The 21,498-nt window shown below is 58.5% G+C and carries 18 protein-coding genes; 7 read left to right on the top strand and 11 right to left on the bottom strand.

Annotated features, from left to right (window positions below; genetic code table 11):
- Positions 1-227: 227 nt before the first annotated feature.
- A complete protein-coding gene (locus ACWGZX_RS30050; RefSeq protein ID WP_452629087.1) occupies positions 228-1,073 on the top strand; it encodes a site-specific integrase in 846 nt (281 codons plus the stop codon).
- A 2-nt stretch (positions 1,074-1,075) separates the two neighbouring features.
- Here ACWGZX_RS30050 and ACWGZX_RS30045 read toward each other — a convergent pair whose 3' ends face one another.
- The 9 genes from ACWGZX_RS30045 to ACWGZX_RS30005 form a co-directional block, all read right to left on the bottom strand.
- Positions 1,076-2,146 carry an ABC transporter ATP-binding protein gene (locus tag ACWGZX_RS30045; RefSeq protein WP_452626651.1) on the bottom strand — a complete coding sequence of 357 codons (1,071 nt, stop codon included), beginning with the start codon at positions 2,144-2,146 and terminating at the stop codon, positions 1,076-1,078.
- Positions 2,143-3,741, bottom strand: coding sequence for an ABC transporter permease (locus ACWGZX_RS30040; RefSeq protein ID WP_452626650.1), 1,599 nt, complete (start codon positions 3,739-3,741; stop codon positions 2,143-2,145). Before ACWGZX_RS30040 ends, ACWGZX_RS30045 begins: the two co-directional genes overlap by 4 nt.
- 3 nt (positions 3,742-3,744) lie before the next feature.
- Entirely contained in the window at positions 3,745-4,758 is a 1,014-nt protein-coding gene (locus ACWGZX_RS30035) for an iron ABC transporter substrate-binding protein (protein ID WP_452626649.1), read from the bottom strand.
- A 526-nt stretch (positions 4,759-5,284) separates the two neighbouring features.
- Positions 5,285-7,030 carry a lipid IV(A) 4-amino-4-deoxy-L-arabinosyltransferase gene (arnT, locus tag ACWGZX_RS30030; protein WP_452626648.1) on the bottom strand — a complete coding sequence of 582 codons (1,746 nt, stop codon included), beginning with the start codon at positions 7,028-7,030 and terminating at the stop codon, positions 5,285-5,287.
- Between the two features lie 117 nt (positions 7,031-7,147).
- Entirely contained in the window at positions 7,148-7,771 is a 624-nt protein-coding gene (gene pmrG, locus ACWGZX_RS30025; protein WP_223513902.1) for a lipopolysaccharide core heptose(II)-phosphate phosphatase PmrG, read from the bottom strand.
- A gap of 247 nt (positions 7,772-8,018) precedes the next feature.
- Entirely contained in the window at positions 8,019-8,579 is a 561-nt protein-coding gene (locus tag ACWGZX_RS30020; RefSeq protein ID WP_223513905.1) for a PqiC family protein, read from the bottom strand.
- A 29-nt stretch (positions 8,580-8,608) separates the two neighbouring features.
- Positions 8,609-10,270 carry a PqiB family protein gene (locus ACWGZX_RS30015; RefSeq protein WP_223513686.1) on the bottom strand — a complete coding sequence of 554 codons (1,662 nt, stop codon included), beginning with the start codon at positions 10,268-10,270 and terminating at the stop codon, positions 8,609-8,611.
- On the bottom strand, positions 10,251-10,907 hold the full coding sequence (locus ACWGZX_RS30010) for a paraquat-inducible protein A (RefSeq protein ID WP_452626647.1): 657 nt from the start codon (positions 10,905-10,907) through the stop codon (positions 10,251-10,253). Before ACWGZX_RS30010 ends, ACWGZX_RS30015 begins: the two co-directional genes overlap by 20 nt.
- The gene (locus tag ACWGZX_RS30005) at positions 10,904-11,500 is read right to left on the bottom strand and encodes a paraquat-inducible protein A (protein ID WP_223513692.1); all 597 of its coding nucleotides are present in this window, start codon (positions 11,498-11,500) and stop codon (positions 10,904-10,906) included. The genes ACWGZX_RS30010 and ACWGZX_RS30005 overlap by 4 nt, the downstream gene beginning before the upstream one ends.
- Positions 11,501-11,743: 243 nt before the next feature.
- Between ACWGZX_RS30005 and ACWGZX_RS30000 the strand changes: the two genes are divergently transcribed.
- From ACWGZX_RS30000 to ACWGZX_RS29975, 6 genes are all read left to right on the top strand, one after another.
- The gene (locus tag ACWGZX_RS30000; RefSeq protein WP_452626646.1) at positions 11,744-12,025 is read left to right on the top strand and encodes a YtcA family lipoprotein; all 282 of its coding nucleotides are present in this window, start codon (positions 11,744-11,746) and stop codon (positions 12,023-12,025) included.
- Positions 12,026-12,041: 16 nt separating this feature from the next.
- Positions 12,042-13,094 carry a multidrug transporter subunit MdtN gene (gene mdtN / locus ACWGZX_RS29995; RefSeq protein WP_452626645.1) on the top strand — a complete coding sequence of 351 codons (1,053 nt, stop codon included), beginning with the start codon at positions 12,042-12,044 and terminating at the stop codon, positions 13,092-13,094.
- Complete coding sequence (locus tag ACWGZX_RS29990; RefSeq protein ID WP_452626644.1) at positions 13,091-15,136, top strand: FUSC family protein; 2,046 nt, start codon at positions 13,091-13,093, stop codon at positions 15,134-15,136. The genes mdtN and ACWGZX_RS29990 overlap by 4 nt, the downstream gene beginning before the upstream one ends.
- Positions 15,133-16,602 carry an efflux transporter outer membrane subunit gene (locus tag ACWGZX_RS29985; protein WP_452626643.1) on the top strand — a complete coding sequence of 490 codons (1,470 nt, stop codon included), beginning with the start codon at positions 15,133-15,135 and terminating at the stop codon, positions 16,600-16,602. Before ACWGZX_RS29990 ends, ACWGZX_RS29985 begins: the two co-directional genes overlap by 4 nt.
- 142 nt (positions 16,603-16,744) lie before the next feature.
- Positions 16,745-17,362: a dihydrofolate reductase family protein gene (locus ACWGZX_RS29980; RefSeq protein WP_452626642.1), complete on the top strand. Its 618-nt coding sequence runs from the start codon at positions 16,745-16,747 to the stop codon at positions 17,360-17,362.
- Positions 17,363-17,584: 222 nt separating this feature from the next.
- Positions 17,585-19,138 (top strand): phospholipase D-like domain-containing protein, encoded by a 1,554-nt coding sequence (locus ACWGZX_RS29975; protein ID WP_452626641.1) that lies wholly within the window; start codon positions 17,585-17,587, stop codon positions 19,136-19,138.
- 17 nt (positions 19,139-19,155) lie between these two features.
- Here the strand turns inward: ACWGZX_RS29975 and ACWGZX_RS29970 are convergent, their stop codons facing one another.
- Together ACWGZX_RS29970 and ACWGZX_RS29965 are read right to left on the bottom strand one after the other, a co-directional pair.
- Entirely contained in the window at positions 19,156-19,827 is a 672-nt protein-coding gene (locus ACWGZX_RS29970) for a class I SAM-dependent methyltransferase (RefSeq protein ID WP_452629086.1), read from the bottom strand.
- A 35-nt stretch (positions 19,828-19,862) separates the two neighbouring features.
- On the bottom strand, positions 19,863-21,278 hold the full coding sequence (locus tag ACWGZX_RS29965) for a DUF2252 domain-containing protein (RefSeq protein ID WP_452626640.1): 1,416 nt from the start codon (positions 21,276-21,278) through the stop codon (positions 19,863-19,865).
- Positions 21,279-21,498 lie beyond the last annotated feature (220 nt).

The raw sequence follows: 21,498 nt of genomic DNA, 5'->3' as shown, positions 1-21,498 counted from the left end.
ACAGGCGCTGTTCAGACTCTTGCCGCTCATCGCTGCTTTATAAGAAAAGTCCTTCAGAAGTCTTCGCTTTACATGAGGGATGTTTTCAATCCTTAGTTGTATTACTGCAATGTTTTTACTCAAGGCCGTTTCGTTTGATTGACTTACCTGTTACCCATCCTGTTGCTTCAACGACCAATCCGTTGACTTTGTACCTGGCCCGGCTCGCACCTTCCAGTCAGCTGACCATGCGTTATGTTTTGCAGGATGCCGCGGACCGTTTGGGCTTCGACGACATGAATGTCGAGGAAATCCCTTGGCATCAGCTTCAGCCAGAAAGTGTCATTGCGCTGGTCGCAGCGTTACGCGAAGACGGCTACGCGCCCAACACCTCTTCGCTGTACGTTAATGCAGTACGCGGGGTGATGAATGAGGCGTGGCGCATGAGCCTGATCAGTCAGGATCATCTGCTGAAAATGCGCTCGGTCAAAGGGATTGCCGGCACCCGTTTGTCCCAGGGGCGTAACTTGCGGCGCACGCTGATTCAGGAGTTGATGGCGGTGTGTGCCGCCGATCCACGGCCACAAGGATTGCGCGACGCGGCAATCATCGGGATTTTGTACGGTTCTGGTATGCGCAAGTCCGAGTCGGTGAACCTGGACCTGTCACAGGTCGATTTTGCCGAGCGCAGCCTGCGGGTCACGGCCAAGGGCAACAAGCAATTGATCAAGTACGCGCCGGCCTGGGCCTTGGCCAAACTGGAGGCCTGGCTGGCGTTTCGTCGATCACAGCTCAAGGAAGGCGAGGTGGACGACCCGTTTCTGTTCAACCGCATCCGTCGTGGCAGCCATATCACCCGCGAGCGAGTGACCAAACATGCGATCTATTACATTGCGCGCCAGCGCGGTGCCGAAGTCGGGGTGAAGATCATGCCGCACGATTTTCGCCGTTCGTTCATTACCCGCGTCATTGAAGAGCACGATTTGTCGATCGCGCAGAAACTGGCGCATCACAGCAATATTCAGACAACCGCCAATTACGATGTGCGCGATGACAATGAGCGGCGCCGCGCAGTGGACCGCTTTGACCTTTAACGTTATGACCCGCTGAGCACGTGGGCATGGCCAATGGTCGAGACGTGGACCGCGCTGCCGGCAGGGGGTGCATACATGCCCGAACTGCGTACCGTTAATGACCGGCCGGACTGTTCGCCGCAAGTGGGTGCCTGTAATTCCACGGTCAATGTGCAGGTGTTGCCGCTGAAGTCGCGCTCAGTCACTACAGCGCGGCACCCGGCCATTTCGGTGGGGCTCGGCTGGATGCTGACGAGTTGTAATTGCTCGGGGCGCAGCATGATCTGCGCCGAATGGTTGTTGCGGTGGTTGTTCACCGGTATCCGGCCGAGGTCGCAATGCGCCCAGCCAGCTTCGATTTTTGCGGGCATGACCACGGCATCCCCGAGAAACAGCGCAGTTTGTTCGTCGTCGGGGTAGCGGTACAGATCCAGTGGATGGCCTGACTGCACGAGCCGGCCGCCGCGCATCACCGCCAGTTGATCGGCAAACGACAGGGCTTCGCTCTGATCATGGGTGACCAGGATGGTGGTGACACCCGCATCGGACAGCAGTCGGGCGACCATTTTGCGCATGGCGCTTCGAAGGCCGGTATCAAGGGCGGAAAACGGTTCGTCCAGCAGCATCAGGCGCGGCTGTTGTGCTAACGCCCGCGCCAGCGCCACCCGCTGTTGCTGGCCGCCGGAGAGTTCATGGGGCCAACGGTGGGCCATGCTTGCATCCAGAGCCACGCTGTCCATCAGCTCAGCGACACGATGGTTTTTTTCGCCGCCCTTGACCGAAAGCCCGAAACCGATATTGGCAGCCACGGTCATGTGCGGGAACAGGGCGCCGTCCTGGGGGACGTAGCCAATCAGGCGCTGATGCGCCGGCACCTCGTGAGTGGCGTCGACGAGCGTCTGGCCATTGAGTGAAAGACGGCCGGAGTCCGGGAATTCGAAGCCGGCGATCATCCGCAACAACGTGGTTTTACCCGAGCCGGACGGGCCGACAATCACCGTCCGGCTGCCAGCGGGCACCGACAGGTTGATGCTCTCCAGCGCCTTTTGGTCGCCGTAAGATTTGGATATGGCATGCAGTTCAAGAGCGTTCATCGGCCAGCCGTTCGTTTGGATTGGTGATAAAGAAGTCCGGTCAACGGAAGCGACAGCAGGATCATCAACAGGGCATAGGGGGCGGCAGCGGCATAGTCGATTTCGCTGGTCATGGCCCAGAAACCGGTGGCCAGGGTGCGCGTCCCATTGGGCGCGAGCAATAGGGTGGCGGTGAGCTCGTTGGTGATCGCCAGAAATACCAGCGCCGCCCCGGCGGCCGCCCCCGGCGCGGCCAGGCGCAGAGTAATCAGCCACAAGGCCCGACCCGGCGAGCGGCCGAGACTGCGTGCGATGTTTTCCAGTTCCACCGGTGCCTGGGCAATTCCCGCCCGTAAACTCACCAGGGCACGGGGCAAGAACATCAGCAGATACGCCAGCAGCACGGTGATCGTGGTCTGGTAAATCGGTCGGGCGAAATGGATGGTGAACGTTACCAGGGCCAGGGCGACGACAATCCCGGGCAACGAGCTGGTGATGTAGTTGCATCCTTCCAGCACCCGTTGCAAGCGGCCTGGAGAGCGAATCGACAGCCAGGCAATCGGGATCGCGGCGCAGGTGGTCAGGACTGCGCCTGCCGCGCCGAGCTGCAGTGTCTGTTGCAGCGCCGGCATCAGTTCGTCCAGTTGCCAGACCTGTGTGCCGCCAGCGATCAGCCACTTGCCCAGGGTGATCAACGGCACACCCAGCGCCAATGCGCAGGTGAAGGCTTGCAGCAGCAGGCCGAGCATTTTTGCCTGCCAGCCCAGGCGCACAACCCTCTGCGCGCGAGCGCTTCCCGACCCGACCCTGGCGTAACGCGCCGTGCCGCGAGCAGCAGACTCTGCGGTCAGCATCGCCAGGCAACACAGGGCCAACACGCTGGCCAGCATGTTGGCGGCAGGACCGTTGAAGGTGGATTTGAACTGGTCGAAGATCGCCGTGGTAAAGGTGTCGAAGCGGATCATCGCGTACAGGCCATATTCGGCCAGCAAATGCAGGCCCACCAACAACGCTCCGCCGCAAATGGCCAGACGCAGTTGCGGCAGTACCACACGGAAAAAAACCGCCCACGGCTTGAGCCCCATTGATTCGCCAACGTCTTCAATAGCCGGGTCAAGCCGGCGCAGAGTGGCCGCAATCGGAAGGTACAGGAACGGGAAGTAGGCAATGACCGAGACCAGGACGCCAGCAGGCAATCCGTGAATCGATGGCACCAGGCTCACCCACGCATAGCTGTGAACGAAGGCCGGCACGGCCAGTGGCGCCGTCGCCAACAGTGACCACCAGCGTCGACCTGGCAGGTTGGTGCGCTCTGTCAGCCAGGCCAGCGCCAGGCCGAGCATGACGCACAACGGAATGGTGATCACCACCAGCAACACGGTGTTGATCAGTAATTCAGCGACACGAGGTCGAAAGACCAGCGGCACAATGGCCGTCCAGCCTGTCTGGATCGACACGCCGATCACGAAGGCAATCGGCAACAACGACAGGAGCGAGATCAGTACGGACAAACCGATCACCCACGCGCCGCCGCGACCCGCGAAGACGCCCCGTGAGCGTCGTCGCAAGTTCGAGGGGATCGCTGGCGCGACCCCTCCTGGCAAGGTTTCAGGCATCAATTAGAGCAGTCCCGCCTGAGTCATCAGCTCCACGGCTTTTTTACTGTCGAGTTTTGAGGCATCGACTATCGGCGCGTCGAGCTGCTGCAAAGGCACCAGTTTGGGGTTGGAGGGTGCGTTCTTGCCCACGGCGTATTCAAACGATTTGCCGGTTTCCAGGACTTTCTGGCCTTCCTTGCTGGTGATCCACTTCAGCAGCGCCTGAGCGTCTTCCTTGTGTTTGCTGGAGGCCAGAACGCCGCCACCGGAAACGCTGACAAAAGCGCCCGGGTCTTTGTGTTTGAAGTAGTACAGGGCGGTGTTTTTGCTGTTTTCACCGGTCTTGGCTTGGTCGCCGTAGCTGTAATAGTGATAGATCACACCGCTGTCGATCTGGCCGGCATTAACCGCTTTGAGCACCGAGCTGTTGCCACGGTAGGCTGTGTAGTTGGCTTTCATTCCTTTGAGCCACTCAAGGGTGGCTGCTTCGCCCTTCAGCAAAAGCACCGCGGCAACGATAGCCTGGAAGTCAGCACCGGCAGGCGATGCGCCCCAACGGCCTTTCCAGTTTGGCCCGACCAGGTCCATCAACGATTTCGGTAAATCGGCTTCAGGCAGTTTGCTTGGGTTATAGACGAACACCGTGGAGCGTGCGGCGATCCCGACCCATTTGCCATGCGCCGGGCGATAAGCCGCGTCCACTTGCTCCAGGGTAGTCGGCGCTACGGGTGCAAGCAGGCCCGCGTTGTCTACCAGCACCATGGCCGGGGAGTTTTCGGTCAGAAATACGTCGGCCGGGGAGGCGGCGCCTTCCTGCACGATCTGATTGCCCATCTCGGTGTCGTCGCCGTTACGCAGGGTGACTTTGATCCCGGTTTCCTTGGTGAACCCCTCGACCCAGGCCTTGGTCAGGCTCTCGTGTTGGGCGTTGTAGACCACGATACCGTCGGTATCAGCGGCATAGACATGTCCGGCGGTCAGCAGTGCAGTGGTCAGCAATGCTGTTTTGAGGAACGAAGGGATGGAGGGCGTCATTAGGGGGGGCAGCTCCTGTTCTTTTTAGTAGTCATGCACGCCGATTCGCTAGCAAATCAATGCGAATCATTTGCATGTTTTGAGTCGCAGGGAATGTAGAACGTAAAATGAGAAAAAAACGTCAAAGAAACCGTTAATACATGTCATTTTCATTCAGATTAGCAGTCCCTCAGCTACTTGCCCGACGGATCTGATGTTAATGGAAGTTATCGATCAGGACAGGCATTCGAGCACAACGTCGGGTTTGTCCACCAGCAGGATTTTGTTCTGCGTACCAAGGTTTGAGCAACCGCCCCCCAATGTTGCGGGCGGTTGCTGAAACCAGAATAGTGGCGAAAGGATAGTACCGTGATCCAGGGGGCGTCTGGAAATTGGGCCATCCGATTCAATTCTGCGTTGGGGACGACTGTGGAATAAACGCCACGCTTTGGTTTTCACGGGAGTGAAACATCCGTTCACCACAGAATCAATGCGGTCACGCCCAGCAGGAGCGTTAGCCTGCCCTTGTCACTGGCCCAGAATTTCATCACGGGTTTTCAGTCGGTACTTTGGCAGAAACACTGTCAGTGCCGGTTTTCGGGAATATCAGGATGTGCAGATTTCCACGCTGATAGCGTATGCCGTCGATAGGCAACAGTTCGACCTCCTGCACTTCCTGGACACTGTTCACCCGCATGACAACACCGACCGCCCCTTTTTTACGCGCCTCGGTCATCCAGTTTTCGATACCGTCCCTGGTGACTTTGCGTGAGTCCATGGCGGGGTCAGCGAGGCCGTATTTCAGCTCGCCGATGGTATTGAACAGGTCAACCTGCGGTCGCTTCAAACGCCAGGACAACGCCGAGGCCGCGCCCAGATCGTTACTGAGCAATGAGGAGGTTTGCGCCAATGCATCAAGGTGTTCGGCGATAAACTGATCCGGCATCTTGCTGTTGACGATTTGCGCGGGCATGGCGGCTGGCGCCAACGCAACCAACATCCAGATACCGATCGCCGGCATGGTCCAAAACACCCGTGGCTGCATGACTTGCAAGGCGTTGGTGATGATCCAGCCGAATAACACAATGAACACCAGTGACAAGCTGAACATCTCGGTGTTTTCGTAGATTTCCTTGCTGCTTTGGACGTAGAGCAAGGCAATTAGCGCCGTGGTGCCCAGAATGACGTTGATCACCCCGTTGATGCGAATCGCACGAACTTGTTTCTGCTCCAACAGCCCGGTCACGGCGTGTCCCATCAGCAAGGCCAGCGGCAACAGACACGGCATGATGTAAGTCGGCAGTTTGCCACTGCTCAAGCTGAAGAAGGCCAGTGGCAACAGCAGCCAAAAGAGCATGAAAGCAATGGCCGGTTGGCGTTTTTGCTTCCAGGCCTTGATGAACGTGCTCGGCAGCAACGCAGCCCACGGCAGGCTTGAAGCAACCAGCAGCGGCAGATAGAACCACCATGGCCGCGTATGCTGCGCATCATCGGCGGCGAACCGGCGGATGTGTTCGTTCCAGAAGAAAAAGTTCCAGAAGTCAGGTTCCTGATGCTGTATGGCGAGTACCCACGGCAAGCACACCACGGCTGCGACCAGCACGGCCAATGCACCGTAACGCACCAACTCGCCCATGCGCCGTTGCCAAAGCATGTAGGGCAGGGCGATCAATACCGGCAACAACCAGGCGAGAAAGCCTTTGGTCATGAAACCCATGCCACAGGCAAAACCCAGCAGCACCCAGGCGCCTGCTTTGCTTCGAGGGGTATGACTGTCGATGGCAAACCAGAGCGCGACCAGGCTCAGGTTCACCCAGAGGGTGAATTGCGGATCTAGGTTGGCGTAACCGGCCTGACCGGCAATCAGCCCGAAACTCATGTACAGCAACGCGCAGGCAGCGCTTTTGCGCGGGTCGTTCCAAAGCCTGCGGGCGATCAGGTAGGTCAACCAGACACTCAGCCCGGTACTCAGCGCAGAAGCAATACGCACACCAAACAGGTTATCGCCAAAGACCGCCTGACCGATGGCGATCATCCAGTAGCCGGCAATAGGCTTTTCGAAGTAGCGAATGCCCATGAAGTGCGGCGCGACCCAGTTACCGCTCAGAAGCATTTCCTGGCTGATCTGGCCGTAGCGGGTTTCATCGGGGATCCACAACCCGTGTGTCATCAGCGGCAGGAGGTAGAAGACAACAAACGCCAACAGCAGGCCGGGCACGATCCAGCGTTCGACAGGCGCAGGAGTGCGAGATAACTGACCCGCAGAAAAGGGCAATGGCTGATGTAAAGTCATGACTCGTCCTTGGCGCAATACCGCGAGAGGGTAGCGTGGGTGGCGAAGTTCAATGGGCAATGCGCCAACTCGAATTGAGTCGACGGCTGCTGTTTACGGTTGGCAAGTAGCGGTTGTTTATTTTCCCTGCAAAGCGTTCCAGTCTTCGGGATTAACAATGCCCAGCACCTGAAGTTGCCCGTTAGTGTCAATGCGCAAGAACAGTGAACTGCCATATTCACTCTTTGCCGCGTGCGGGAAACCGGTATCGGCTAAAAAGTCGCCAATGCAGCCACTGTGAGAGACCAGTACCAGATTACGATGGGCTTGCTTGTGCGCCACCACATCGTTGCGCAGTGTTTTGCCACAAGTGACCAGCCATTCCTGACTCACCGGGTCTGTGCCGAACATGGCGTGCGACGTTTGTACTGTCCGCGTTGCCGGGCTGCTCAACACGTCGGTCTGCGCCATGCCCAGGCGCATAAAGTGCTGGCCTACCGCAGTGGAAGACTCGTTGCCGAACCGGGTAATACCATCGGCCGGCCCCAGGCAAGGGTTACTGGATTGGTCGCACCGCTCGGCGTGACGAACCAGCGCTACCACTTCGCCAGCCTGCCAGTCTTTCAAGAGTTCTGCCTTGGCGGAGGGATTTGCGTTGGCCAGGTGGGTGGGCGATTTGGTCCACAAGACAAAGCCTGTGACCACTATGACAGCCACCACGGTTGCGATCAGCGATGCCAGTTTTACTCTGCGCGAAGTCATGTTTCATTCGTTATCTATTGTGGGAAAGATGCGGGCAACACTAGAGATGTACAGGTAGCGGAGGAGTGAAACGAATGTGAAAAAATTGCGCAGCAGGATGGCAGGCATACTTACCTGGTTATTGAAAACCCTTGCCTTTTACCAAGTTGTTTGAAACGCAGGGCTGTCGAAATAAAAACACCACACGATATTGTTCAGTGGTCGCAGTGGCACCGCTGAACAATACCGGGGCGCGCAAGAAGTGGCGTCAGGCAGGGGGCGGGCAACTTTGTTGTGTCCCCTTGGCCGCCTGGCCGATCAGCGCAGCCAGGCGCTTGACGTTATTTTGCTGAGCCAGGGCCAGATCTTCAATGCTCCCCCCCGAAGGCGTTTGCAGGATGCTACGACAGGTGATAGACGCGCCATTGACTTCATTGGCGGCGCGCAAGCGCCAAGTCACATCAATCAGCCCGTATTGCCCGGGAAAGGAATCAAAACGCAGTACATCGATGCGCAGCGACAGCTTGCGCTGGGGGTTGAGGTTGGCCAATTGATCCACCAGGGCACTGCGGAACTCCTCTCCCAGCGATGCCCCCCACCATTCGGATTCAAGCAGCACCAGGCCGCTGTTGCCTTGGCGAATAACCACCTGTGGCCGGTCGACTTGCGCCGGTACACTGAGGCTCTCAATCTCGATGACCACAACGTTACTGTGCGTTGCACCAACTGTGTGTGGTGGCATCAGGGTGTGGTAGTGAACAGGTTCACTGCGGCAGGCCGCGAGCAGCAGGAGCGCAGCGACCAAGGTGAGCTTCGGCGAAAAAGCCATACATGTTGCTCCTTTCTTCTGCTGCGCGGTCATTGATTCAGGTCCTGTGCCGAGGCGTTTTTCGGTCGACCACGAATCAGTGACTCCGGATGCCGGATCAGGTAATCCGCCAGTCCACGCAATGATCGCGCCGCGCTTTCCAGCTCTTCCAGAGTCTGCCCGAGCTTCTCCCGTGATGGCGAACCCTCGGTAATGGTGGCGTTGGCCGATTGCAGGGTCGAGTTGGCCGACAGCAAGGTCTTGCTGACGTCCGACAGGGCAGTATCGACGCCGGGCAGTGTCTTGCTGTTGAATTTGACCAGCCCTTTGCGCACTTCCACCAGGTTGCTGTCGAGGTTGCCGGCAATGCGCTCGATCGGCAGTTTGTTGACCTTGTCGACCATGGATTCGAGTTTTTCCTGCAATTGTTCGAGGCTGCCCGGAACCGTTGGGATCATGACCGGGCGCGCGGTCGCATCGAAGGCCACTTTGTCTGCTTTAGGGTAGAAGTCCAGGGCGATGTACAACTGACCGGTCAACAGGTTGCCAGTGCGGGCCTGAGCACGCAGGCCGTTTTCGATGAAGGAGCCAATCATCCGAACGCCAGCGGCTTCGTCATTGGGGTCATGATTGAGCGCCTTGATCATCTTGGTGTGGGCCTGACCCAGACGCTGCGGGTAGATCACGATGCCGACATTGACCGGAAAACTGCGTTTTTTCTCGTCGAAATCCAGATTGACCGACACTACCTTGCCGATTTCGATGCCCAGGAATTCCACCGGCGCATCGACCTTCAACCCACGCATGGCCTGATCGAAACGCAAGGCCAGGAATTGCGCCTTGCCATTGGGCGGGGCTAGGGCGCTTTGCTGATCCTCGAACAGCTCGTAGGCATACTCTTCGGGGGCAGGTTTGTCGTTGGGGTTGTATTCCGGCGCGCGGAAGGCAATACCGCCCACCAGCAAGGAGGACAACGATTCAGTTTTGACATCAACACCGTTGGCATCGATGCTCACGTCCACACCGCTGGCATTCCAGAATCGGGTGTTTTCAGTGACGTATTGGTCATTGGGCGCATGGATGAACAGGTCGATGTTCACCCCTTTGCCATCCGGGTCCAGCGCATAGGCCACCACCTGACCGACCGGAATCTTGCGGTAATACACCGGCGAACCGACGTCCAGCGACCCCAGGTCCTCTGTGTGCAAGGTGAAACGCTTGCCCGGTTCGCCATAAGTGATGGCCGGCGGGATTTCCAGGCCCTTGAAGTTTTTCGCGCGGTCATTGGCCTGACCGATATCAGCGCCGATGTAATCCCCGGACAGCAACGTATCAATCCCCGAAACCCCACCGGCACCGATGCGCGGACGCACGACCCAGAACTGCGAGTCTGAACGGGTGAAACCTTCGGCCTGTTTGGTCAGTTTGATCGTGGCGTTGACACTCTTCTGGTCGCTGCTCAACTCCACGTCCGAAACCTGGCCGATAACTACACTGCGGTATTTGACCTCGGTCTTGTTGGCTGTCAGGCCATCTCCGGTCTTGAACATGACGGTGATGGTCGGGCCTTCCTGCAAAATGCTGTGGACCACCAGTGATATACCCACCAATACCGCAACAATTGGGACGATCCAGACCAGCGAGACGCTACGACCAGTCTTGACTGGGGCCTGGCCGGGGGCTTGTGGACCTTCAGTGGCTTGCGACTTCATCCATGACCTCCTCGTTTTGGGGGTTTCCCCGTGTTTTATCCCAAATCAGGCGCGGGTCGAAACTCATCGCCGACAGCATGGTGAACACCACCACCAAACCAAAAAACAGAATACCCGCGCGCGGTTCGATGTCGGCCAGGGCTTTGAACTTCACCAGTGAGGCCACCAGTGCCACCACGATCACGTCGAGCATTGACCAGTAACCGATGACCTCGACGACGCGGTACAACTGTGACCGCTCCTTGCGCGCCCAGAGGCTGTCGCGATGCACGGACACCAGTAAAAACGTAAGGGCTACGAACTTGATGCCCGGCACCGCGATGCTGGCGATAAAAATGATCAGCGCGATGTCCCAGGCGCCGGCCGCCCAAAACTCCAGTACACCGCTCATGATCGTGCTGTCGGCGCCGTTGCCGAGCATCTGGGTGTTCATGACCGGCAACAGATTGGCCGGGACGTAAAACGCCAGGGCCGTGAACATAAAGGCCCACGTGCGGGCCAGCGAATTGGTTTTACGCCGATGCAACGGAGCGCCACAGCGTTCGCATTCGTGTGGATTATCGGTCATGTCGCAGGTCTTGCCGCAGCTATGACACAGGCACAGGTTGAGATCGCTGGCGACCGGGGGCGTGTTCATAAGATGTCCCATAATTCGCGGATATCGCGCCCGGCGATGCGGATCATCATCAGGCTGAGCACGGCCAGGGCAAACAGGCCGATGCCCGGCAGCACGTCGAGAAATCCGGCGAGTTTGATGACCGCGACCATCGCCGCCAGAAAGCAGACTTCCAGCATGCTCCAGGGCCGAAGGGCTTCCAGCCAGCGCATGCAGAATTTAAACCCGGGCGAACGTCGGTGCGTGAGGGCGAAACCCAGGACCCAGATCAGCAGCAAGAGTTGGAAAATCGGCGCGAGGATCATCGCGATCGCAGCGACCAACGCGATGAAGGTGATCGGCCCAAGGCTCAAGGCCAATACCGAATCCCACAGTGTTGCGCTGTTTCTAACGCCTTTCAGGCTGATGGTCATGACGGGATACAGGTTGGCGAAAATCCATAGCATCAAGGCCGCGAAGGTCAACGCCAGTCGTTGCTCCACCGTCATGCGGTTATAGCGCTGCAGCACGGCGCCGCAGCACGTACACAGGGTTTTCTGGTGTTCAACGAGCGTGACTTTTTCATACACACAGTCGCAGTGCTCGCAGATGATCAATTGATCAGTATTTGCCATGGGCCAAGGCTCAACAGGAGGCAGGAAGTTCAGAGCACCCCCTCAATATAGAAGTGCCTTGCAATTGAGCAAATCGAAAGTCGAAACGGTGGCGCAGTGTAGCAATGAAACTCCCATCTTTGTGAGCTATAAAGAACGCTCGCGCCCAAGACACGACCATGAAATGACCAAGCGACGTACACTACTGAGGCCGTAGTTCGTCGTCTGTTAATACTCGGGTTTTCCTGCGGTGGAGAAGCCTTGATGAGCCATAAGGGAAAGAAGACGAGTAGCTGGCACGGCGGCATTGTTCTGCTGTCGCTGGCGCTATCCGCCTGTTCCAATGCGTCTTCGGTGCCCGTGCTGGGAGCGTTTTTCCCTGACTGGCTGTTCTGCATTCTTGGCGCTGCGCTGCTTGTCCTGATTATCAATAAATTGCTGGCTCGGCTCGGCTACAGTGCCTGGCTGGCGCCCCCAGCGCTGTTTTATCCCATGCTGACTGCGCTCTTCGCCTTGAGCGCCTGGCTGCTGTTCTTCCAGTCCTGACCGGGAGTCGCCGACCATGAGCGAAAAAGCTGTAAAGCCGCTGCCCCGGCGCGTTCTGGTACTGGTGCTGCTGGGGCTGACGCTGGTCCTGCTGATAGGGGTGGTCTGGCGGCTCGACAATGCGCCACGCACCGATGACGCCTATGCCTACGCCGATACCATCAGCGTCACCCCCGAGGTGAGCGGCAGCATCGTCGAGCTACCGGTGCACGAAAACCAGCAGGTGAAGCAAGGGGATGTACTCCTGCGCATTGATGCACGTCCCTATCAGGACGTCCTCGACCAGACTCAAGCGTCGATGCAAGCGCTGAACCAGGAAATCATCCTCAGCCAGCGCCAGGTCGATGCCCAGCAATTCAATTCTGACGCCGTACAAGCCAGCATCGAACGGGCCAGAGCGACTGCGGCCCAGACCGCGGACACCCTGCGCCGGATCGAACCGCTGCTATCACGCGGCTACGTGTCTGAGGAGCAGGTGGACCAGGCGCGCACCGCCGCCAAGAGCGCCCGAGCCGAATTAAACGCCGCGCAGCTACAGGTCAAACAAGCCGCCTCTGCCGTCAGTGGGGTTGATGCGTTAGTGGCCAAACGAGCAGTGATCCAGGCGCAAATAGCCCGCGCCGAACTGGATCTGGAACACAGCGTCATGCGCGCGCCCTTCGACGGCCGAATCGTCGGTCTGACGACCTCCGACGGCCAGTTTGCGGCCGCCGGGCATCCGTTGTTCAGTCTGATCGATACGCGGCACTGGTACGTAGTAGCGAACTTTCGCGAGACCGAACTGCACAACATCCATACCGGCAACCGCAGCACGCTCTATCTGATGAGCGACAGCGGGCGTGCATTCAGCGGTACCGTCGACTCCATAGGCTTTGGGGTTTTTCCTGACGATGGCGGCGCTCAAGTCAGTGGACTGCCCAAAGTCGCGCGAACCATCAACTGGGTGCGGGTGGCCCAACGTTTTCCGGTGCGCATTCGAGTCGATCAGCCCGACCCGGAGTTGTTCCGTATCGGTGCATCGGCGGTGGCCGTGATCCATACCGATAGCGGCGAAGGTAAGCGGCAATGACTATTGTAGATGGCTGGTTTAAGCGGTTCTGGCGCTTTCTCGTCGCGGAGTTGGCGGCCTTTCCCGGGCGCAGCAACGCATTACTGCGCAATCTGCTGGCGTGTACGCTGGTCATCATTCTTTCGATGAGTCTTGAAGTACCGCTGCTGGCACTGTCACTGATCATGGTGTTCTTCGTCAGCCAGACCAACGTGGTCCTGACAAGGATGGCCGGCATCCTGTTCATCGTCAGCGCGACGCTTGCCATCGGTATTGCAATCCTTCTGCTCAAGTTCACTTATGGCTATCCGCTGCTGCGCATCCTTTGTGCCAGTGCGGTCTTTCTTGTCAGCCTGTTCGGCATGCGCGCCACGCGCCTTGGCCCGCTGTTTTTCGTGGTCGCTATCGTCACTATTTACGTCCAGAGCCTGGTAGATCTCGTTGCGCAGCCCGAGTTGCTGTTACGGGGTTGTCTGTGGGTATGGATGGCCGTGGTTTATCCGACGCTGGTCACCCTGCTGGTCAATACGTTGCTGTTGCCACAAGAACCGCAGCAGCTATTGCGCGAGGCCATGCAGCGGCAGTTGGCGAAGGTCGAGGCGTGTCTGTTCGCGTTGGAGGAGGGGCGGGCGAAGATTCCTGTGATCAGCGCGACTGACGTGCAGCAGGGCGTGCTAGGCCTGCACAGACTGCTGAAGTTTGCGAGCATGCGTGATGCTGGCTATCGCGCCCATGAGGTGCAGCATTTGGCGCTGATCATCTGTGTAAGCCGGTTGCATGCCGCTGCCGCGTCCTTGAACGGCGTCGTCTCTGATATCGAGGCGCTGGCGGCGTTACGCCAGGATTGCGCGGCGCTGGCCAAGGCCATCGAGGTTGACCCCATTGCGGCGCTGTTGTTGCGCAGCACGGCATTGGCGCGACCGCTGATGCCTCCAGCGCTGGAGGAGATGCGCGACGCATTGCGCACCCTGGCCGTGAGCGAGCGTGAGATCCCGGCCAGCAACACGCCGGTGAAGGAACCGCTATTGGCAAGCGATGCCTTCAGTAATCCCAATTACCTGTTTTTTGCCTTAAAAACCTGGCTGGCTACGCTGTTTTGCTATGTGTTCTACAACGCGGTGGACTGGCCGGGCATCCACACCGTGATGCTGACCTGCGTGATCATCGCCTTGCCCAGCCTCGGCGCCTCGACCCAGAAAGGCGTGTTGCGCATTGGCGGTTGTCTGCTGGGGAGTGCGATGGCACTGCTGTGCATGGTCTTTGTCATTCCGGGCGTCGATACGTTGGTCGGCTTGTTGCTCATGAGCCTGCCGGTGATCGGTCTCGGTGCCTGGGTTGCGGCGGGTTCTGAGCGCATCAGCTATGCGGGTTTGCAGATCATGTTTTGTTTCGCACTGGCCTTGCTCGAACAGTTCGGACCGACGACCGATCTCACCGAGATCCGTGACCGTCTGGTGGGTATTATTCTCGGTGTTCTGGTCAGCACACTGGTGCATGCTCTGCTATGGCCGGAAAGTGAGGGTGACAGTTTGCGTCGGCGCCTGAGCGCAATCCTGCAGAGCATCGCCGGATTATTGCGAGCACTCGCGTCCAGTGCATCGACGCAAACTTTGCACGAATCGAGTTTGCGCAGTTGGGGTCAACTGGCTGATTGCGAGGCTATGCTCGCCCGGGTCGCGCTGGAGCCTGGTTGCCAACAGGGTGAGCACGAAGAACTGACTCTGTTCACGCAGACGCTGTTGGCCAAGGCACGGCAGATCCTTTTGTTGACTGGCCAGTTACAGCGCAACCGTGCGGCACTCAACGCCGAACTGCCGATGTCGCTGCGGGCCTGGCTGGACCAGCATCAGGCGCAATTGGGGGCATGGCTGGTCAGCTACGCGACTCACATGCTGGATCCGGCGGTTGCGCTGGGTGCCTTGCCGCCATTCGATCCGCCAATTGAAGAGGAACCGGGCGGTGACGCGCTGTTACTCGAGCTGCAGGAGCTGCGTCGTCAGTTTGATTCCCTACCGGATTGGCAGTCATTCGAAACGAGGACGCTGGCGGAGCTGCGCTCATGAACGCCGGTGCTCGTTTGTGCGCGCTGCTCGGCATCAGCCTGATTTTCGGCGGATGCGCACTGATTCGCGAGGAGGGCGAGCTGGTGCCGCAGCGCAACCCGGCCAGTATTCGGCTTTCGGATGACCTGCACCTGGCCCGCGAAGGTTGGCCCGAGGCGCGTTGGTGGGCACGCTATCAGGACCCGCAGCTCAACCAGTTGATCGACATGGCCTTCGATCAGGCTCCGGGCATCGCCATTGCTCGCAGTCATATTGATCAGGCCCGCGCCCAGGCAGCCTCGGTGAAATCCCTGACCGGCGTGCAAGTCGAGCTGGTCGGGCTGGTCAACCGCCAGCACGTCTCCGCCAACGGCTTTCTCGGTCCTTTTGCGCGAAACGAACCGCACCTCGGCCTCACTGGCCCCTGGTACACCGAGGGCATAGTGGGACTCGGCGGCACGTACCAACTCGATCTCTGGGGGCGCCAGCGCGCGCAAGTAGACGCGGCCTTGGGTGTGCGCAATGCGCGTCAGGCTGAAGCGGCCTGGGTCGAACTGGAAGTGTCCAGCGGCGTTAGCCTACTGTATTTCCAGATCCAGACAGCTCAGCAACTGCTGGCCAACCTTGAACAAATGTCGACCATTGCCGCCGAAGTGGTGGCCGCGCATCAAGCGCTCATTGAGCGTGGTCTGGAGGCGCAGCCGCAGAAGCAACTGGCACTGAGCAACCAGGCATTGATCGATCGTCAGATTGCCTCTTTGCGCAGCCAGACGCAGCAACTGCGCGAGGCCATGCGAGCATTGCTCGGCGTCGGCGCTGAGGTCTCGCTGCCATTGAAGCCGAGAACACTGCCGGAACATGCCTATGGCGTGCCGCAAAGCCTGGGTTACGAATTGCTGGCGCGACGTCCGGATTTGCAGGCCATGCGCTGGCTGGTGCAGTCGTCTTATTCAAATATCGATGCGGCCAAGGCAGCCTTTTATCCGAGTTTTGACATCAAGGCGTTCTTCGGTGCCGACGCCTTGCACATGGGGGACCTGTGGGACCACGACAGTCGACAAATCAATCTGATCCCGGGCGTGACCCTGCCAATCTTTGATGGCGGTCGCCTGAATGCCGAACTGGCAAACACCCAAAGCCTGAGCAACACCCTCGTGCAACAGTACAACCAAGCGGTGCTTGACGCCGTTCGTGACGTCGCCGTAGCCGGAAGCAAGTTGCAAGGGTTGGACGCGGAGGAGAGGTTACAGCAAGCTCGAATCGGTAATTTTCTGTTCAACCGTGACAGTGCCGAGGCGCATTATCAACGCGGCCTGTTAGGTCGGGTCGTGGCATTGGAAGCGAACCTGCCGCTGTTGGCCGAGCAGAGCAGCCTGGCCTTGTTGCAGGGTCAGCGTCTGGAAAGCGAGGTGGCGCTGATCAAGGCGTTAGGCGGTGGTTATCACTCCAATCCTTCCACATCCATGAGTGAAGCGAGCCGAATGTAGTGTTCGGATAGTCAGGTGTGATCCGTGCATCGCGCTGTCGATTTCGCAGCGGCTTGTTCGACTATCCATCATGGAATGAGGCTGTCGGGTTACTGTGACCCCAGGCTTTCCCTGTACGAGTACTCACTGGGAGAAGAAGGCTATGCGCAAGCTTACCGTTGCCGCATTCATGAGTCTGGATGGTGTTATGCAAGCGCCCGGCGGGCCTGAAGAAGACACCAGCGGCGGATTTCGCTTGGGTGGCTGGATCGTGCCCTACGCCGACAACGTCTCCGGCCAGGCCATACAGGACCTGTTCGCGAAGCCGTTCGAGTTGCTGCTGGGGCGGCGTACCTACGACATCTTTGCCGCTTACTGGCCGCACAGACAGGCCGATTCAAAAAGCCACGCCATTGCTGATCTGTTCAACAACGTGCCCAAGCACGTCGCTACGCATCACCCCGATACGCTCGATTGGCACAACAGTCATGCTTTGCAGGGAAATCTGGCCGACGCGATACGCGCGCTCAAGCAGGAGGACGGCGCTGATCTCTTGACGCAGGGCAGCGGCGATCTGGTGCGCCAACTGCTTGCCGCCAGGTTGGTGGACGAGCTCAGGCTTATGATTTTCCCCGTGGTGCTGGGCCGCGGCAAGCGCTTGTTCGACGACACTGCACAAGCGTTGGCGTTCACGCTGGCGCATTCGATCAGCACGCCAGGCGGTGTGCTGATCGCCCGCTATGTCAGCCAGGGCGAGGTGCGCACAGGGGCGTTTGAATAAGTTGAACAGTTCCCGTGACGTACGCGCGAATCGCCCCCGGAACTCATGCCAGCTGGCCCAGGGTGGTTTCATGCTCTGGGAGAAACCACCGGTAAATATCGACACGCTTCGCTCGAACCGGGCTTTACTGGAATTAGGTCTGCAGAGTGCCGTGGGCTGTATTTTTTCGGCATAGGTCAAGTACCGTCAAAACTACACCCGTTGAGGTTGAGGACGAGCCCCTTGTCCATCTCCTGGTTTCTCCCCGCACTGTTGCTCGCACTGCTGGTTGCCGGCTGTGCCACAACGCCCTTGCCACACGACTTCAGCGAGACAATACCTGCCGATGATTCGTCATTCGGGCGCTCCATTCAGGCGCAGGCCGCGCCGCATGAGGGGCGCTCGGGTTTTCGCCTGTTGCCTAACAGCAGTGAAGCGTTCCGTGCGCGCGCCGAGTTGATCCGCAATGCGCAGAAAAGCGTCGATCTGCAGTACTACATCGTGCATAACGGTCTCAGCACCCGGGCACTGGTGCGTGAATTGTTGTTGGCAGCCGATCGCGGCGTACGGATACGCATCTTGCTCGATGACACGGCCAGCGACGGCCAGGAAGAAGTCATCGCTACCCTGGCCGTGCACCCCAACATCTATATCCGCGTCTTCAACCCTCTGCATCTGGGGCGCAGCACCCTGGTGACCCGAACCATGGGCCGTCTGCTTAATCTTTCCCAACAGCACCGGCGCATGCACAACAAACTGTGGGTGGCCGACAACAGCGCGGCCATCGTCGGCGGACGCAACCTGGGGGATGAATATTTCGACGCCAAGCCCGATCTCAATTTCACCGACATGGACCTGCTATGCATCGGCCCGGTCGCCGAGCAGTTGGGCCACAGCTTCGATCAGTACTGGAATAGTTCCCTGAGCCAGCCAATCAGTGACTTGGTGCTCAACAAGCCAACCGCTGAAGACTTGCTAAAGAGTCGCCAACGCCTCGAACAATCGCTCCAGCTTGCACGTACCGAGAACAAGGCCTTGTACGACCACCTCATGACCTACCGGACTCAACCGCAACTTAATATTTGGCGTAAGCAGTTGATCTGGGCCCATAGCCAGGCGATGTGGGACGCGCCGAGCAAGGTACTGGCTGACGACGAACCGGCCCGCTCTCTATTGATGGCCACACAACTGCGACCTGCGCTCGACGGCGTCAGTAAGGAGTTCATCCTGATCTCGGCCTATTTCGTCCCGCAAAAGCCGGGCATGAGCTACCTCATTGGTCGTGCCGATGCCGGTGTTGATGTGCGCCTGTTGACCAACTCACTGGAAGCCACCGATGTACCGGCGGTGCATGGCGGCTATGCGCCTTACCGCAAGACCCTGCTCGAACATGGTGTGAAACTCTATGAACTGCGGCGCCAGCAGGACGACCCCAGTGGCGGTTCTTTCCGTGGCTTCAGTGGTGGCTCGGACTCCAGCTTGCACACCAAGGCCATGATCCTGGACAAGCAAAAGGTGTTCATCGGCTCCTTCAATTTTGACCCGCGTTCAGTGTTTTGGAACACTGAAGTCGGGGTGCTGGTCGACAGCCCTGAATTGGCCGGCTACATGCGCGACCTGGCGCTTGAGGGCATGGCACCAGCCGTGAGTTACCAGGCCCGGCTGGAAAACGGCGAAATTGTCTGGATCGCCGAAGACGACGGCCGCCGGCATACCTTGCATGAGGAGCCGGGCGGCAAATGGCGCAGCTTCAAGGCCTGGCTCAGCGACAAGATCGGCCTGGAGAAAATGCTCTAGATTGAAGCCGGCGGCTCTTACCCCCGTTGCTCGGCCACCAGCAGCAGCGACTGCGGCACAGGACTTTGCGGGTGCTGCGGCTCTTGCAAGCCGACCAGGCGAAAGCCGCCTATATCCAGCGCATTCAGCCAACTGGACAAGGTGCGAAAGTACCACGGCATGGGTTGCCACAGCCCCTCGAACCCGGCGAAGGTCTCTTCCCGCCAACCATCCTGATAGTCGCCCGCCGCTGCGGTCCACGGATGCAGCGTCTGGATCACCAGCGTGCCGCCAGGGACGAGCAGGGCGTTCATGGCGGCGAGCAGGGGGATAATGTCCTGGTGCAACAGTGCGAAGTTGGCGCAGATCAGGTCGTAGTCGCGGCCGACGTTCACCTTCGCTTCCACCAACGCTTCATAGCTCGCCAGATGGACCGGTGAAGAACCCGCTGCCCGCGCCGCTTTTACCAGTGTCGGATCACCGTCCACACCGATCGCCGTGATACCCCGTCCAGCCAGCGCCCGCAACAACCACCCCTCGCCGCAGCCGAGGTCGAGCACGTTCTCGGGCTGGCGGCCTATAACTGCCAACAGGATGGCCTGGTCGGTGACTTTCAGACGGCTTTCGATGGCGCCGGTGCGGATGGCTTCGATCCAGGATTGGGCGTTGTGCTGCCAACTTTGGAGAAGAGCGAATTCGGGGGCGGGCATATCGATGTCTGGAGTTGTCAGTTGGATCGGCTTCATCACTCTTCTTCTCTCAACGCATTGATCCGCCCTGATTTTTCGGCGGCCACCAGCGCGCCATGGTCCTGTGCATTCTGATCGGCATAAGCGATGGCAAATTTTCCTATAGCCTGGTCGAAGGAGTCCGTCTTGCCCAGGTAACCACTAATGAGCGCTGCATCTCCTGATTTGGCGTGGGCACGGGCCAGGGTAAGACCGCACCACTCGGCATACATCTTCATCCGTGCGGCAGATATGCCTTCGATGGGCGCGGACATTTTCATGTCTCGCAACTGACGTACAAAGAAGTACCGGCCGTTTTGGCCGCGTGTCCAGCCCAAAAAGATGTCGCTGGACGACTGCATCAGACGTTGCCCCGTGACCACACGCTGCCCCTGGTTCTCGTAGTCGCTCTTGCCTGCATAGGGTGCCAGTACCGAAGGACAGGCTTCCTTGAATTGCAGGAGCAAAGGGTGGTTTTCCGCGGAAAAGAACAGACCGACGAAACAATAGGTACCGACACTGCCGATGCCCACCGCTTTGACGGCAATGTCTTCGAGACGGTAGCGATCGAAGAGCACGCGCCGTTCATGGGGCAGCGACAATCGATAATCTTGCAGCGCCAACTGGACGCTCCGCGCGAAGCCCTTTTCATGCACATGAAAAAGTATGGGGGGTTGATCGATCAGCCGCCGCCGCCCTCCGACTTCGCCGCTGATCTTGGGATAGAGGTAATCGCCAACGCGCATCTTGGCCTTTGCGACCAATTGTTCGCGGATTTTCTTGATTTCAGCATTGGGCGACATATCAATGATCGCTTGCGCATCCAGGCGGTCATACCAGACATCCATCGGGTTCATCTTCGAAAATTTGCGCAGGTACACACGGTAAGCACGAACGCATTCGGCGGCTATGCCCTGTGCACTTTTATCGTTGAGGCGGTTATCGCGTGCGGCCACGGCAAAACTGATCGCCAAGCGTTTTACATCCCATTCCCAGGGGGCGGGGAGTGTTTCGTCGAAATCGTTTATGTCAAAAATCAGATTGCGCTCAGGTGTTGCAAACAACCCGAAGTTCATCAGGTGACAATCTCCACAGGCCTGCACCTGAATGCCGGTGGTCGGGAGAGTGGCCAGGTCATGCGCCATCAATCCCGCAGAACCGCGTAAAAAGGTGAATGGACTGCGCAACATGCGACCGTAGCGCACAGGTATCAGATTAGGCAGTCGATAGCGGTTGGACTCTTCGAGGAGTTTGATCGGGTCACGGTGTTTGCGTGCGGGTTTCCATTCAGCGTGAACTGCATGCGGCAGACGCTCGCGTAATAGCTCACCTTCGTACAGACGCTCCTTGCGCGAGTGAAAGACTCGCTCGTCCCCGTTGTCTTCCGATTGCCCTGCCTTGCTGTTGGCAAACCTGTTTTTGCGGGGGGCCATGTCCACTCCTTTGCTCAACGAAATTTGACTCGCTTGGGCACAGGATCGGGTAATTCGACTGTTCCATCAGTCACAGAGAACACGTGCGCCAGAAGGCTAAAAAGCGCCAAAGCTAATGATTCAAGCGTAGCAGTTCTGATTTTGGGTGCTGCATTGAGCGTGTGTTTACGTTGAACTTGAGCGGACAGCACTTATCTATAAAAAATGTGGGAATACTTTC

This window comes from Pseudomonas sp. CLCA07 (genome assembly GCF_053615335.1).
The sequence above is the reverse complement of the archived record's forward strand: the minus strand, read 5'-3'. Positions and strand labels throughout refer to the sequence as shown.